We start from the raw sequence: 14,869 nt of genomic DNA on the forward strand, positions 1-14,869 counted from the left end.
GATTACCCCGCCAGAGCTGCTGAGCGGCCCGGCACACTCCACGACTTGCCGTTGAGCGACACGCTGCGGTGGGTGTTGGTCGGGTTCACCAGTACGTAGCGGTTGTTGGACAGCTTGCGCACGAGCACCTGGTTCGAGGTGGAGCGCGCACCCGTTCCGTAGACCCCGTTGTTCACGGCGTCCCGCAGCTCACGGACGCCAGCGGCATTGGGGTTCACGGAGCGGTCCGTGACCCTCTCGGCCAGGCCGGTGTTGCGAGCGATCTGGTCCTGGCAGTTCTCGACCTGCGGGATCACGGCCTTCACGCCGCGCGCGCCCGAGTCGCGGGTCAGCAGGGTCTGCCCCAGCAGCATCCGGTAGTCGCGTTCGCGGCGAGTATCGGCTGCCCTGGCCACCGCGGTATTTCCCGCCTTGAGGCACTGTGCGCCACCGTTGATGGCCTTGCCCTGGCCGTAACCTGCGGCACCCACGGCCCGCTTCGAGACTGCGTAGTCATGGTTCAGGATCGGCATGCCCGCGGCGGTGAGTTGGCGATTCACGTCCGCGGACTTCCTCAGGTATGCGGTGGACAGGGGAGAGCCATTGCGGTCCTGCGTGCTGAACTCGCGCATCGCAAAGTCCACCGCACCGGTGCGCGCCAGTTCATTGGCGCGGGCCACGTTGGAGGGCTTCTCAGGGTAGATGCCGAGGTTCACGGCCAGGGGAACATCGCGCTTGAGGCGGTTGTCCAGCTGGCGATTGACGCTGTCGACCACGGCGGTTGCACGGCGCGCGTAAGCATTGTCATCCGCCCACGGACCCCACTTACCCACGTAATCCATGTCCTGGCCGTGTCCGGCGGTCATCGCGACGTCGTCGAAGAACACACCGTCGAACTTGGCCGGGCGCGCCTTGGTCACACGACCGGGCAACGACGGCGCTTGGAGCAGCTTGGCCGCGGCGGTTGCGCACGCGTCCGCGTACCCATTCGAGAGGTTGGAAATGGTCGAGTAGTTCCAACCGGGGTAGGTGGCCATACCCATCGAGTTGGTGGCCACGCGGGAGTTCCGGGGAATAACGCCGAACTTGCGGCCGTCCGACGAGGGGTCCGCACACGTGCGTTGGAAGGCGCCGTTCTCGGGACTGCGCTCGGACATGGCGCCCAGGTTCATGTAGGCGTAGAACGTGGTGCCGGGGTTGGCGGCCTTCATATCGGCCAGCGTGCACTCGCCGCGGCCACCGGCCACCGCAACGGTGGGATCGACGATGGCGTCGGAGACCTTGCCGACGAGCTGGCCACCGGGGCACAGCTGCTGTGGCTGTTGGAAACCGTGCAGATAGGCCGGCGCGGTGCCGGAGGGCGGTGTCGGCGCGGTGGGTGTGGTCGGAACCGGAGCGGCCTGAGCGGGCATGGTGGTTGCCACCAACGTGAGCAGGGCGGTCATGGTTCCGGCAATGGACAGGGATCGGCGCGAAGTACGCGAATGTTGGGATCTGAATCGCATGCCAAAAATGTAACGAAACAGTAACGAATGGGTGTGACTAGCAGGTATGTTGCGGATGTCTCTTTAGTACGCATTCTGATGAAAGCTCAATGAGCCCTTCATCAAGTCACTCATACTCGAGCACGACGACCCTTGGCACGAAAGCTCGCTACCCTCGGATCGATGGCACTCCACGTACGGCTCGCGCGCTGGGCAGAAGAACACCCCCACCTCAGTAATGCCCTGCTGATGGGTGGTGGGATCATCTTTTCGCTGTTCTTCATGACTGCCGGAGCGCTGGACGCAGGCAAGAGTTTTTGGTGTGCCGCGGTGGTGGCACTTCCGTTGTTCTTCCGGCGAGCGGCACCCGTGGCAACGGCCTTCGCCGTGGGGGTTCTGGCCCTCGGCGTGCTGGTGTTGTTCAATGTCGCCGCCATCGGGCTCTGCATGTGGGCCGTCCCGTGCCTGATGTACACGGTGGCGGTGCGTGCGTCCAAGAAGAAGCGACGCACGGTCCTGATCGCCGCGCTGTTGGGGTGCTTGGTGTTCGCCCTCATGTGCCGCAGATGGTTCTTCGTGTTCTTCGAAGACGGCACGGTCCTGGAATGGGTGCTGGCGTCCTTGATGTTCTTCGTGGTGAGTGCGTTGTTCGTGATCGTCGCGTTCCTCGCGGGAGATTTGGCGCGAAACCGCTGGCGCCGTCGTGAACAACTCGAGGACCGGGCCCGCCGCCTCGAGGTGGAGCGCGAGCAAGAAGTACGGATCGCCGCCCAGGATGAACGCACGCGCATCGCCCGGGAAATGCACGATGTGGTCGCGCACTCGCTGTCCGTGGTGATTGCGCAGGCGGACGGCGCGCGGTACGCGGCGGCGTCGAACCCGGACGTGGCCGCGCAGACTCTGGAGACGATCGCCGAAACTGCACGCGGGTCGTTGACCGAGATGCGCAAATTGCTGGGCGTGCTGCGTACCGATGACGAGACCGAGACCAAACCCGTGCCGCAGCTCGGCGACATTCCCGAGCTGGTTCAGTCGGTGAAGGCCGCGGGTCTCCCCGTGCAGTTCGCTGAGAAGGGCACGCCCGCACTCAGCACCGGAGCGCAGCTGAGCCTCTACCGTGTGGTGCAAGAGGGGCTCACCAACGTCCTGAAGCACGCGTGGCAGGCTTCGTCCGTGCGCGTGTCCATTGAGCACCGCCCGGATTTTTCGTGGGTGGAAATCATCAATGACGGCGCGGGGGGTAACGATTCACCCCGCGCGCCGGGCGCCGGTCACGGGTTGCAGGGCTTGCGTGAGCGTGTGGCTCTGTACGGTGGGGAGATGACGGCGGGTCCACACGCGACTCGATCGGACGTATTCGTCGTTCAGGCCACCATTCCCACGGACATCCCCACGGAGGACGCGTGAGTTCCACCCCCGCAGAGCCCACCGCCGCATCGCGAGTGCTCATCGTTGACGACCAACCTCTCGTGCGCGGCGGTTTCCGCATGCTCGTGGATTCCCAGCCGGATCTCACGGTCATTGGCGAGGCCGGTGACGGTCAGGAAGCCGTGGACTTCGTCGCGGCTGCTCTGGGGACGGACCGCGTGCCGGACGTGGTGCTCATGGACGTACGCATGCCCCGGCTCAACGGCATCGAGGCCACTCAGGCCATCCTTGCGGCGCACTCACAGACCAAGGTCATCGTGCTCACAACGTTCGATCTGGACGAATACGCCCTGGACGGCATTCGTGCCGGGGCCAGCGGGTTTCTCCTCAAGGACGCTCGCCCCGAGGAGTTGCTCGAAGCCATTCGCACCGTCGCCCGCGGGGATGCGGTGATCGCGCCCTCCACCACGCGTCGCTTGCTCGACCATTTGATTGCCGATTCCTCCAACGACGACGCCGCTCCCGCAGACGCCGCGCATGCGTCACCTACGGGGGTGGCCGGGAACGCAACGAGCCCGGGGCAGGTGCCCGCGGCGGCGTCGAATCCGTGGGAGAACCCGCGACTGGCATCGCTGACCGCGCGCGAGCGAGAAGTCTTCGAGCTCGTGGGGCGGGGGCTGTCCAACGCGGAGATCATGTCCGAACTGTTCCTCTCCGAGCCGACCGTGAAAACGCACGTGTCCCACATCCTGGCCAAGCTGGGTGCCCGCGACCGGGTGCAGGCCGTGGTGATTGCCTACGAAACCGGAGTGGTCACTGCCTGACGGTGCCGCCTGAAACGCTCATGTGAAACGCCCCGCAAATTCGAGATTCGCGGGGCGTTTCGTGGAGCTATGGGTTTAGTGCTCGTAGGTGTGCAGGTCGATGTTCTTGGACTCCTTGGTCAGCAGGATGGCGATGCCACTGATGGCCGTGAGGATGCCCAGGTAGAGCAGCACGCGGCTGATCTGACCGTCGGCGCCGTACAGGGTGGCCAGGATCGAGGGCGTGAAGCCCGCACCCAGCAGGGTGGCCATCTGGTAACCCACGGAGGCGCCGGTGTAGCGAGCCGCGGTGCCGAACTGTTCGGAGATGAACGCCGCCAGCGGACCGTAGATGGTGCTGTGGCAAGTGAGGCCCACCATGAAGGCGAAGAAGATCAACAGGATGTTGGAGGATGCAAGCCAGTTGAAGATGGGGAGCAGCAGGGCGATGAAGGCAACCATGCCGATCAACATCACCGGGCGGCGACCCAAGCGGTCGGACACCTTGCCCATCACGACCACCACGGCAACGGACAACAGTGAAGCGGTGGCAAACGCGTAGAGGACGGGCTGACGCTCGGCACCGTGGGACACCGCGTAGGTCACGGCGAACGAGGCCATGACCACCTGCAGGGCGAAACCGGCCGCACCGCCGAACATCACCAGCAGCAAGTTCTTGGGGCGGCGGATGACACTCCAAATGGGGAGAGCGGCCTTCTTAGGCGAGTTCTCATCTGCCTCAACGGCTGCGGCGAAAATGGGGCTCTCGGAGATCTTGGCGCGGATCACGAGGCCCACGATCAGCAGGGCGGCCGAAAGCAGGAACGGTACGCGCCAACCCCACGAGAGGAACTGATCTTCGGGGAGAGAGGCGAAGAGGCCCATGACAAAGGTGCCCAGTGCGGAACCGGTCGGTGCGCCGGCGTTGACGAAGGACGCCGCGAATCCGCGTTTCTTGGGCTCTGCGTGCTCCAGGGCCATGAGCGCGGCACCGCCCCACTCGCCACCGATGGCAACGCCCTGCATGAGGCGCAGCGTCACCAGGATGATGGCGCCCCACGAGCCGATGACGGCACCGGACGGGATCAGGCCGATCAACGTGGACGCCACACCCATGATCAGCATGGACAGGATCAGCATCTTTTTACGACCCAGGCGATCGCCGAAGTGACCGAAGATGACGCCACCGAGAGGGCGGGCGATGTAACCCGCGGCAAAGGTGCCGTAGGAGGCAACGGTTGCGGCCAGCGGATCCAGGCCGGCGAAGAAGACGTGCGGGAAGACCAGTGCGGCGGCGGTGGCGTACAGCAGGAAGTCGTAGAACTCGATGGTGCTGCCCAGGTAGCTGGACAGGACCACGCGGCGCGCTTCCTTGCGCTTTTCCTGCACGCTCAGCTGGTTCAGCTGAGGGGTGACTGTTGCGGACATGTGAACTCCTAGAAGGCGGCAAATGCGCCACGGCAGCGGGAACTGGAAAAGGTCTGCGGATCGAGCCATGACTGACGCAATCTGTGGTGCGCATCACGTTAGACAACTATCGTCCGTTAAGTCAATCAATTGTCAAAAGTCGTGAAATGGATATGCTTGATTCCGCACGAACGTGGGCGTTCATCTGTCCTCGGGAATGCCCGCCCCCGCTGCCAGAAGGACTTCATGAGCACTGACACCGCGCCCTCGGACCTCCCGGAGTTCGAAGGACCCACGGCGCAGACCGCCATCATGGCGCTGTTTGGCATGTACGTGGCGGTCGAGGACTTGTGGCTTACGACCAAGGGGATCATCGAAGTACTCAAACCTCTGGGCGTTTCCGAGGACGCAACCCGCATGACCTTGGCTCGGATGTCCAAGAAGGGGTTCATGACCAAGCAGCGTCTGGGCCGGGAAACGGTGTACTCCATTGGCGCTCGAGGCATGCCGGTTCTGCAGGAGGGATACGTGCGCGTGCACGACCCGGATGTGCTGATGCAGGATTGGGACGGTCAATGGACCCATGTGTTCTACTCGCTCCCCGAAAAGGCCAGAAATCTGCGGCGGCAATTGCAATCCGCGCTCGAATGGGGCGGGTTTGGACGCTTGCAGAACGGCGTGTGGGTCGCACCGGGTGTCCTGGACGTGGACCGCTTGGTGAGTGCCATCGAGGGCAGCGAGTGCGTCCGTGCGTTCACCAGTGTTCCGGCCGGTTCCACGACCCATGACCAGATCCTGCGGGAAGCTTTCGATCTGGCCGAGATCTCGCGCGGTTACGAAGAGTTCATCGAACGCTGGAGTCCCTTCGTCATGGACCACAACGCATCATTGCACCGCCGGTTGTTGGTGAACACGGAATGGTTGGAGATCACCCGGCGAACCCCCATGCTTCCCGCGGCGCTCGTACCCACAGACTGGCCGGCGCGCACAGCGCAGGATGTCTTCACCGAAGTGGACCGAGTGACGTCCGTAGACATCAAGTCCGCGGTCTCCTGACTGCTGCGAGGCTGAATTCTCATTCCCGAGCATGGTTTGGCGCGGCTGTCTCAGACCCCAGGATGAGGGGATGACCTGCGGGTTCGGTACCCCCGCCCGATGTGCTCGTGTCTTGAATTGGACAGAGTTGAAGCATGAACACGACTCGCACCGAAACCCAGCACTCGAAGGGCCTGCCGTGGGGGCAGCAGACCCAGCAGCCGACCGGCCAGACACAGGCAGGCTCCACCGCATCGTCACCCACGGACCAGAATTCTGCGCGGCACACGCAAGGCCAGCACCAGCAACACCGCTCGCTGGCCGTGGTCGCCGCGAACGTCTCCCGCACCTACGGAACCGGTGAGGCCTCCGTCAAGGCGTTGGACCGAGTGAGCATTGAAATCCCCGCGGGCACCCTGGTGGCCGTAATGGGTCCCTCCGGATCGGGTAAATCGACCCTGGTGCACTGCTTGGCCGGCTTGGACGTTCCGGACAAGGACCCCAACACGCGCATCGTGGTGGGCGGCCAGGACATCACCGGCCTGTCGGACGATCAGCTCACCCGCTTCCGCCGCGATCACGTGGGTTTCGTGTTCCAAGCATTCAACCTGGTGCCCACGCTCACCGCGCGGCAGAACATCGAACTTCCCCTGTCACTCGCCGGCAAGAAGGTCAACGCGCAACGGCTCGAGGCACTGGCTGACACACTGGGCATCCGCTCCCGGTTGGAGCATCGACCGGACGAGATGTCCGGAGGTCAGCAACAGCGCGTGGCGATCGCGCGTGCGCTGTTTCCCGAACCGTCGGTGATCATCGCGGACGAACCCACCGGCGCTCTCGACAGCACCACCTCCCACGAGGTCCTGGGCATGCTGCGCCGCAGCGTGGACGAGTTCAACCAGACCGTGGTCATCGTGACGCACGATCCCGAGGTCGCCAAGGCCGCCGACCGCGTGGTCCGGGTCAGGGACGGCCGCATCCAGGCCGACGACGCCGCGACGGGTGATCACTGATGCGCGCCGTCGTCCTGTCCAGACTCCGCCTGCAGTGGACTCGCTACCTGATGGTTCTTGCTGTGGTGGCGGTGTCCGCCGGATTCATGACTGCCGCACTCGGCCTGTCGAGCACGCTGACCGCCAGCATGACCAATGATGTGGTGGCTCAATACAAGAACGCGGATGCCGTAGTCACCACCAAGACAGACGCGACTTCCAGCTTCAGCGCCACCCCCCAGCAGATTGATGAAATCTCCCGCGTGGACGGGGTGGACTCCGTGTGGGCCCAGTACTCGACGATCGCCATCCCCAGCTCCTCCACCGTTGCCGCTGACGGTTCGGCCGCGCCGGTGGCCAACCTGCCGGATGACCCGTCGCTACTCCCGGCAAAGATCGAGCAGGGAACCTTTCCGAACTCAGCTGACCAGGCGCTGGTTTCGGAGTCCCTCGCGGAAAAGCTCAAGGTGGGAGTGGGGGACACCGTTTCCCTCCAGGAACTGGCCGGCGCACCCGCTGGGGACGGTGAGGCGGCCGGCCAAGGTGTGGGAGCGCCGTCGGCGGCCAAGAAATATTCGGTGAGCGGCCTGAGCGAAAATTCGGCCACGGGAGCGTTCGCGAGCCTGTGGCTCACCAACGACGGCCTGACCCGTTTCTCGCCCGGTCAGATGATGGGGGACCGCCCGTTGCAGGCAATCCAACTCACGCTGGATGGTTCCGCTAACGACGCCCGAATCCAGGGACTGAACACCGATGTGGCCAGGATTCTGGCGGCCGGTCAGGGGGAACAGCCAGAGCTCCGGGTGATTACCCCCGAGCAGTTGACCGAAGAAACCATCGATCAACTCGCGGCAGGATCCAACGTTCTGACCATGTTCTTGCTGGCTTTCGCGGGGCTGTCGATCCTGGTCGCCCTGCTGGTCGTGACCAACACGCTCTCGGTGCTGACCGCCCAGCGTGCCCGTGAACTCGCACTGCTGCGGTGCGTGGGTGCCACGAGCAAGCAGGTGCGTCGCTCGGTGCTCACCGAAGGACTGGTCCTGGGGATCGTGGGTGCCCTGATCGGCGTGGCCGTCGTCTGGGGGCTCGCCGTGGTTCTGAAAGCATCCGGTCTGATCAGTGTGGTGACCGTGACGGTGGCTCCTCGTGACCTCCTGGTGGGTTTCCTCACGGGCATCGTGCTCACCATGATTGCCTCGCTCGGTCCCGCCCGCCGCGCCCACGGGGCCTCGCCACTGGACGGCTTGCGTGGTTCTCGTGCCGCCGACGGCGTTCCCCGCGTTCGCGTGGTCCTGGGCGCCTTGATTCTCGTGGCCGGCGCCGGGACCCTGGTACTCGGGGTGGCTGTGCATGAACCCCTTCTAGGCATCGCCGGCGGTCTGGCGAGCTTCCTGGGCGTAGTGATGACCGCGCGGTTGTACCTACCCCCGCTCGTGCAGGGGGTGGGACGAATCCTTCCCGGTGGCCAGCCCTCCCGCCTGGCCGCGGTGAACGCCGCCCGCTATCCGGCGCGCACCGCAACCACAGCCACCGCGTTGTTGATCGGCGTGCTGCTGGTGGCCACCGTACTCACCGGCCAACACGTAGCCAGGGCCAACCTGCTCAGCGAACTGGATCAGCAACGTCCCGTGGACATCTCCGTTCCCGCAGGGGCGGGACAGGTGAGCCCGGATCAGATTCGTGAGATCTCGGAGTTGGACGGCGTGCTGGGCGTCAAGACCACCGACCCGGCCGCCGCGGACGGTGCAGTCGCCCAGATCGACGCTGTTCAGTCCCTGAATACGTCTGCCGCCGCGCAGTTGCAGGAAAAGGTCGCCGGCATCCTGAACGTGACCCCGGGCGATCTCCAGGGCGCGCTCCTAGAAAAGGCCAGTTACGTATCCATCCTGGAAGTGATGCTCGCGGTCACCCTGGGACTGCTGGCCGCAGCGGTGGTCGTGTCCGTGCTCGGTATCGCCTCGACCATGTCCCTGTCGGTGCTCGAACGCGTCCGCGAGAACTCCCTGTTGCGGGCGCTGGGCCTGACCCGCCGACAGTTGGCCGCCATGATCCGCCGCGAGGCACTCGTGATCTCACTGGTGGCCACGATCGTGGGCCTGGTGATCGGTTGGGCCTTCGGAACACTGGGCGTGATGTCCCTGGTGACCGAGGACATGACCGTGGAACTGACGGTTCCGTGGGCCGGCTTCCTGGCGATCATCCTGGCCGCCGTGGTGGTGGCGGTGCTGGCCTCGGCCGCCCCGGTGCGCCGGGCCACCCGAGTCTCTCCGGTGGAGGGTATGGCCCGGGTGGACTAGCCGCTCCCGTCGCCCCGGTTCGTCTCTCGCCGGCAACGGACTCACCGATTCATTTCAGCCGGTTCGTCCTCGGCTGTGACCGGCGGCGACCGGCCGTGACTGGCCGCGAAGAACAAGGGCCCGTCATCCGACCGACCATCGGATGACGGGCCCTGCTCCCCATCTGGTGGGGTGTTGGCGGCAGCGTGTGTACCGGCACCGCCGCGGAGCACACTACTCCTGTATCTGGATGATTTGGAAGGATGCCCCCTGGGGGTCTTGGACAGTTGCCAGGCGGCCGAAAGGTGAGTCCTCGGGGCCGTCCAGCACGGTGCCACCGAGCTCCTTGAGCTTCTCCAGCGACTCGTCAGTGTTGTCCACGCCGATGTACAGGCGCCAGTAGGAGGGCATATCGCCCCACGGGGAGGCGTCGCACAAACCGGCGGTGGCAGCGCGGTCCTCACCGTTGGTCACGTATCGGAACTCCTCGTTCTCGTCCCCGCCCATGGCGTGCGTATCCCAGCCGAGGGCCTCGCGGTAGAAAGGCAGGGCGGCGTCGAAATCGCTAACCATGGCTTCGAACCACACGGGCGAACCGTGCTTGCCCGTGAACTCGAAACCGTCGAACTGATTGGGCTGCCACAGTCCAAAGGCGGCGCCTGACGGATCCTCGACGATCGCCATGGAGCCCAATTCGCCCACGGGCATGGCGGGGTAGTAAATCTTGCCACCCTGCTCCGTGATCTTGTTCAGGGTCGATTCGATGTCGTCCGAGTGCAGATAGACGGTCCAGGCGGTGGGGTTCTGGGGCTCCTCGGTGGGACCCTCCGGACCCATCAGGCTGCTCATGGCGCCGCCCACCGGGGCGCCATTGTTGGTGATCATGTTGTAGTGGCCGAAGTCTTCACCCTGGTCATCGAAACTCCAGCCGAACATTTCGCCGTAGAACGCTGCGGCACCGTCCAGGTCGTGGGTTCCCAGGTCGATCCACGTGGGTGAACCAGCGGGTTGAGTGCTCATAACCGTACTTCTTTCACGTGGGGCGCTTGGCGCGCCCGTGCACTGCCGAGCCTAGGACCACTTGAAAGTTGCCACCAGGGTGATTGAGTAGATTCCGAGCAAGCTAACGGCAACGCGGCGCGATGGCGCGCCCAGGAGGTTCATCATGGAAGTTCGACCCAACGACCAGTTGTCGTTCACGGTTCCCAACGAGCAGATCATCGAGTGGCGGCGTCAGATGCATGCCCATCCGGAGCTGTCGTTCAAGGAGGTCAACACATCCCAGTGGGTCGAGGACCTGCTCCAAGGTATGGGCATTGAGACCTCCCGTCCCACACCGACTTCCGTGCTGGGTGTGCTCAAGGGCACCGGTCAGGGTCCAGCCAAGAACATCGGGCTTCGCGCGGACATGGATGCGCTGCCCGTTCAGGAGGAAACCGGCGAGGAATTCTCATCCACGGTCGACGGCGTGATGCACGCCTGCGGTCACGACACCCACACCGCGATGCAGTTGGGCGCGGCCAAGGTGCTGTCCGAGAATACGGACCTGTTCGGCGGCACGGTGACCTTCGTGTTCCAGCACGCGGAAGAACTCAATCCCGGCGGCGCGCAGGAAATGGTCAGGGCCGGTGCCATGGAGGGCCTGGACGGGATCTTCGCTCTGCACGTGATGAACGCGCCCGTGGGGACCATTCAGGTGCGCCCGGGCCCCGCGACGTCACTGGCCGGTGGCGGTTGGATCACCATCAAGGGCCAGGGCTCGCACGGTTCCATGCCGCAGAACAGTATTGATCCCGTTCTCGTCGCGGCACAGGTGGTCGTGGGGCTCAACACGATCGTGTCCCGCAGCGTGGACCCCTCGCATTTCATGGTGATCAACCCCGGCATGATCCAGGCGGGTCAGGCACCCAACGTGATTCCGGACAGCGCGACCATTGGCGTCTCGGTCCGCACCCGCACCGCCGAAGACACCGACCTCGCCTTCCGTCGCATCGAGGAACTCACCAACGGCATCTGCGCCGCGTACGGCGCCTCGGTCGAGTACGAGTGGGTGGACGCCTACGACATCGTCTACAACGACGCCGCTCTGGCCGCCCAGGCGCTCGAGTCCGCCAAGAAGGTGGCCGGGGACGACAACGCCTGGGAGGGCGAGATCTCCTCCGGCTCCGAAGACTTTTCGGCCTTCGCCAACGAGGTGCCGGGCTGCTTCATCATCCTGGGCGGCGGCGACGCGGAGCAGGGCTTCCCCTTCCAGAACCACCATCCCAAGTTCAACGTGCGGGAGGACTGCCTGGCCATCGGTACGGCCCTGGAGGTCCAGCTGATCCTGGACCTACTGGGTCCCGACACCGCGGAGTGAGTCGGCCGCGCCACTGACCCGCCGGAGGGGTGGCGGGCGAGCGGCCCTACATCTCAGGCAGCGAGTCACGGCCGCGAACATTATTGGCACGGGGTTGCTGCGAACGAGGGGGTTCAGGCGCAATCCTGTGCCAGATATGTCCGTGGGGCCAGGCAGTTACGCAGTCAAGCGCTCCAGCGCGGCCATCAGTTGCTCGAGCGTCTTCTGTTTCTCCGCCGAGCTCTCCGGCAGCAGACCCATGGACGCCTGCTGATACAGCCCATCGCCCATGCACACCACTGCAGTAGCGACTACGGGGTCGCCAACATCCTCAAGGACCGCGGCCAACCAGTTTTTCTCGATGCGCGCATAGGCGGCGCGAGCGGCGTCGTCGCCGGCCTGGATGAGGCGAGAGGCGACGATCAGGGCGCGGTCCAGCGCGCTGTCCTCGTAGAGCGAGGTGGCGAGGAACTCGCGCGCGGCACCCCGGGGCGAGGCGGTTAGACGCTCGAGGTCCTCGGTCGCGAGTGACTCGAGGTTGACCAGCATGGCGTCCACCAGGGCCTGCCGGTGCGGGAAATGGTAGAGCAGGCCGCCCTTGGAGACCCCGGCGACCGCGGCGACGGCGTCGAGGGTCGCGGCGCGCTCGCCGTCCGTGAGGACGATGCGCTCGAAGGCCTCGAGCAGCTTGTCCCGAGCCAGTGGTTTGCGTGGCATGTGAGCAAAACCTCTCCCCAACGGATCCGGGGAATATTGCCCCGCTTTCATTGTTAACTGTACCGTCTAGTCGGTACAGTAAGTAAATGGCCCGTGCCGACTACGGCACCGCCCGCGCAGTACGACGAAGTACTTTTCGCGAATCAATGTCGAACATTCGGCAGCAGAGAACCGAGGAGGTCTTCATCGTGTCCACCATGATCGATCAGCGACAGAAAGCTGGTGCCCGAGAGTGGGGCGCTCTGGCCGTCCTCATGTTGCCGGTGCTACTGGTATCCGTGAACAACACGGCACTCAGCTTCGCGCTGCCGGCCATTTCCCGGGCCCTGCACCCCACGGCTTCGCAGCTGTTGTGGATCGTGGATGTGTATCCGCTGATCCTGGCGGCCCTTTTGATTCCCATGGGCAGCCTGGGGGACCGGATCGGACGGCGCAAGATCCTCATGATTGGTTCCACGGGCTTCGGGGTCATCTCTGCCTTGGCCGCCTTCGCGCCCACCGCCGGGTGGTTGGTGGCCGCCCGTGTGGGGATCGCCGTGTTCGGTTCCATGTTGTTGCCGGCCACTTTGTCCTTGATGCGCACTGTGTTCCGCGATGACCACCAACGACGCCTGGCCATTGCGATCTGGACCGCCGGCTTCAGCGCGGGTGCCGCCCTGGGCCCCATTGCCGGTGGCTTCCTGCTGAATCACTTCTGGTGGGGCTCGGTGTTCCTGCTGGCCATTCCGGTTCTCGTGGCGTTCTTGGTCGCGGGGCCTTTGCTGCTGCCGGAATCCCGTGACCCCAACCCGGGGCCGGTGGACCCGCTGTCCATCGTTCTCGCCATCCTCGCCATGGCCCCGGTCGTCTACGCCATCAAGTCCATGGCCACCGGCGGTTCCGTACTGCAGGGGCTGTTGATCATGGCGTTCGGTGTGCTCAGCGGACTGCTGTTCGCCCGCCGCCAGGTGGCCAAGAACTACCCGATGCTCGACCTCCGGTTCTTCCGCAGTTCGCGCTTCTCCGGTGGTCTCACCGTCAATGTGATGGCCAGCATCGCGCTGTTCGGTTTCCTGTTCTTCCTGACCCAGCACCTTCAGCTGGTGGGCGGTAAGGACCCCATGACCGCGGGTCTGTTGATGGTTCCCGGGCTGTTGCTGGCCATCGTGACCGGTATGGCTGCCGCGAAACTGGCCGTGAGGTTCGGTGTTCGCGCGGCGATCGTCGCGGGACTGTTGCTGATCGCGGGCGGTTTCATGATCGTGGCCTTCACCGATCAGCAAAGCTCTGCGGTTCCAGTGTTGGTGGGCTTTGCAGCCATGAGCGCCGGTGGCGGACTGGCCACCACGCTGTCGACCGACCTGGTCGTGTCTTCGGTACCCGAGTCCAAGAGTGGTGCGGCATCGGCCGTGTCCGAAACCGGCTACGAAGTGGGCGCCGTTCTGGGCACCGCCGTGCTCGGCGGTCTGACCACAGCTTTCTACCAATCGCGCTTGGACCTTCCCCAGGCACTCAACCCCGAGCAGGCCGACGCCGCTCACCAGACCTTGGGCGGCGCCGTGGAGGTGGCCCAGAGCGGACCGTGGGCGGAAAGCGTCATGGAAAGCGCGACCGCGGCTTTCTCCTACGGCATGCAGGGCAGCAGCCTGGTGGGAGGCATTGCGATGGTACTGGTCGCTGTCGTGATCTTCCGGGTCCTTCGCGCGGACCGAAAGGTCCGATTCCACGAACCCCTGCCCACGGACCGCATCGAGTTCAACTGATCTGGATTCGTTGGGTCCGGCCGACCTGCCCCGACTGTCACGGGACCGAAACCCCTTACGGGGCGAGCGGCGTCGTCGTAAAGTGACCAGCGGAAACGTCGAGGGAAAGGCAGCGAATTATGAGCGCGAACGAACTGTTGGTGGATGCGGCGCAGCGACCCGCGCAGGTGGGAGGCGAGGTACTGGACGGCATCACGGATGACGTGCTCAATTGCATGCCGGAGGGTAAACACAACTCGATTGCCTGGCTGATCTGGCATGCCGCTCGGCAGCAGGATATGCAGATCGCTCACCTTTTCGGGGCAGAGCAGGTCTGGACCGCGCAGGGTTGGGAGCGGAAGTTCGAGCTGGACCGGGGCGCGGACGATTTCGGCTTCGGTGACACCCCGGAGGACGTCGCGCGCGTCCACGTGACCGACCCAGATCTGCTGCAGGGTTATCTGGACTCCGTCACCGCGGCAACGGTCGACTATCTGCGTCTCCTGAGTGACGCGGACTTGGACGAAATCATCGACGAATCCTGGGATCCGCCCGTCACGCGCGGGGTGCGGATCGTCTCCACGATCGACGACGCCGCACAGCACCTCGGCCAGGCTGCGTACGTTCGCGGGCTGGTGCAGGACACCTGGCACGGAAAGTACTGAAATGTCGCGGAATTAAGCGGTTAAGTGGGCAAGGCGACACTGTTTATCAACCCTGGATTCATCTAGGATTGCTGTACTGACTAT

12 protein-coding genes are annotated in these 14,869 nt (G+C 64.6%); 8 read left to right on the forward strand and 4 right to left on the reverse strand.

Annotated elements, in window-relative coordinates; all coding sequences use genetic code 11:
* Positions 1-2: 2 nt before the first annotated feature.
* Positions 3-1,484 carry a hypothetical protein gene (locus tag RF638_RS10165; RefSeq protein ID WP_129702330.1) on the reverse strand — a complete coding sequence of 494 codons (1,482 nt, stop codon included), beginning with the start codon at positions 1,482-1,484 and terminating at the stop codon, positions 3-5.
* 162 nt (positions 1,485-1,646) lie between these two features.
* Here RF638_RS10165 and RF638_RS10170 point away from each other — a divergent pair, with 162 nt between their 5' ends.
* The gene (locus RF638_RS10170; RefSeq protein WP_129702329.1) at positions 1,647-2,870 is read left to right on the forward strand and encodes a sensor histidine kinase; all 1,224 of its coding nucleotides are present in this window, start codon (positions 1,647-1,649) and stop codon (positions 2,868-2,870) included.
* On the forward strand, positions 2,867-3,655 hold the full coding sequence (locus RF638_RS10175) for a response regulator transcription factor (RefSeq protein WP_095798485.1): 789 nt from the start codon (positions 2,867-2,869) through the stop codon (positions 3,653-3,655). Before RF638_RS10170 ends, RF638_RS10175 begins: the two co-directional genes overlap by 4 nt.
* A 75-nt stretch (positions 3,656-3,730) precedes the next feature.
* Here RF638_RS10175 and RF638_RS10180 read toward each other — a convergent pair whose 3' ends face one another.
* Positions 3,731-5,062, reverse strand: a complete 1,332-nt coding sequence (locus RF638_RS10180) for an MFS transporter (RefSeq protein ID WP_129702327.1) — start codon at positions 5,060-5,062, stop codon at positions 3,731-3,733.
* A gap of 225 nt (positions 5,063-5,287) precedes the next feature.
* On the opposite strand from RF638_RS10180, the gene RF638_RS10185 reads away from it, so the two are divergent.
* From RF638_RS10185 to RF638_RS10195, 3 genes are all read left to right on the forward strand, one after another.
* On the forward strand, positions 5,288-6,097 hold the full coding sequence (locus RF638_RS10185; protein ID WP_095798487.1) for a PaaX family transcriptional regulator C-terminal domain-containing protein: 810 nt from the start codon (positions 5,288-5,290) through the stop codon (positions 6,095-6,097).
* Between the two features lie 134 nt (positions 6,098-6,231).
* The gene (locus tag RF638_RS10190) at positions 6,232-7,089 is read left to right on the forward strand and encodes an ABC transporter ATP-binding protein (RefSeq protein WP_238663304.1); all 858 of its coding nucleotides are present in this window, start codon (positions 6,232-6,234) and stop codon (positions 7,087-7,089) included.
* Positions 7,089-9,365: an FtsX-like permease family protein gene (locus RF638_RS10195; protein WP_129702326.1), complete on the forward strand. Its 2,277-nt coding sequence runs from the start codon at positions 7,089-7,091 to the stop codon at positions 9,363-9,365. Before RF638_RS10190 ends, RF638_RS10195 begins: the two co-directional genes overlap by 1 nt.
* Positions 9,366-9,578: 213 nt before the next feature.
* Here RF638_RS10195 and RF638_RS10200 read toward each other — a convergent pair whose 3' ends face one another.
* Positions 9,579-10,364: a VOC family protein gene (locus RF638_RS10200; RefSeq protein WP_315277179.1), complete on the reverse strand. Its 786-nt coding sequence runs from the start codon at positions 10,362-10,364 to the stop codon at positions 9,579-9,581.
* Between the two features lie 145 nt (positions 10,365-10,509).
* On the opposite strand from RF638_RS10200, the gene RF638_RS10205 reads away from it, so the two are divergent.
* Positions 10,510-11,703: a M20 family metallopeptidase gene (locus tag RF638_RS10205; RefSeq protein ID WP_368631093.1), complete on the forward strand. Its 1,194-nt coding sequence runs from the start codon at positions 10,510-10,512 to the stop codon at positions 11,701-11,703.
* 156 nt (positions 11,704-11,859) lie between these two features.
* On the opposite strand, the gene RF638_RS10210 is transcribed toward RF638_RS10205, so the two are convergent.
* Positions 11,860-12,399, reverse strand: coding sequence for a TetR/AcrR family transcriptional regulator (locus RF638_RS10210; RefSeq protein WP_368841966.1), 540 nt, complete (start codon positions 12,397-12,399; stop codon positions 11,860-11,862).
* A 197-nt stretch (positions 12,400-12,596) separates the two neighbouring features.
* Here RF638_RS10210 and RF638_RS10215 point away from each other — a divergent pair, with 197 nt between their 5' ends.
* Entirely contained in the window at positions 12,597-14,141 is a 1,545-nt protein-coding gene (locus RF638_RS10215; RefSeq protein ID WP_368841985.1) for an MFS transporter, read from the forward strand.
* Positions 14,142-14,260: 119 nt separating this feature from the next.
* The gene (locus RF638_RS10220) at positions 14,261-14,785 is read left to right on the forward strand and encodes a DinB family protein (protein WP_315277183.1); all 525 of its coding nucleotides are present in this window, start codon (positions 14,261-14,263) and stop codon (positions 14,783-14,785) included.
* The last annotated feature ends 84 nt before the right edge of the window (positions 14,786-14,869 follow it).

It is taken from the genome of Kocuria sp. CPCC 205235 (assembly GCF_040980905.1).
Classification (GTDB): domain Bacteria; phylum Actinomycetota; class Actinomycetes; order Actinomycetales; family Micrococcaceae; genus Kocuria; species Kocuria carniphila.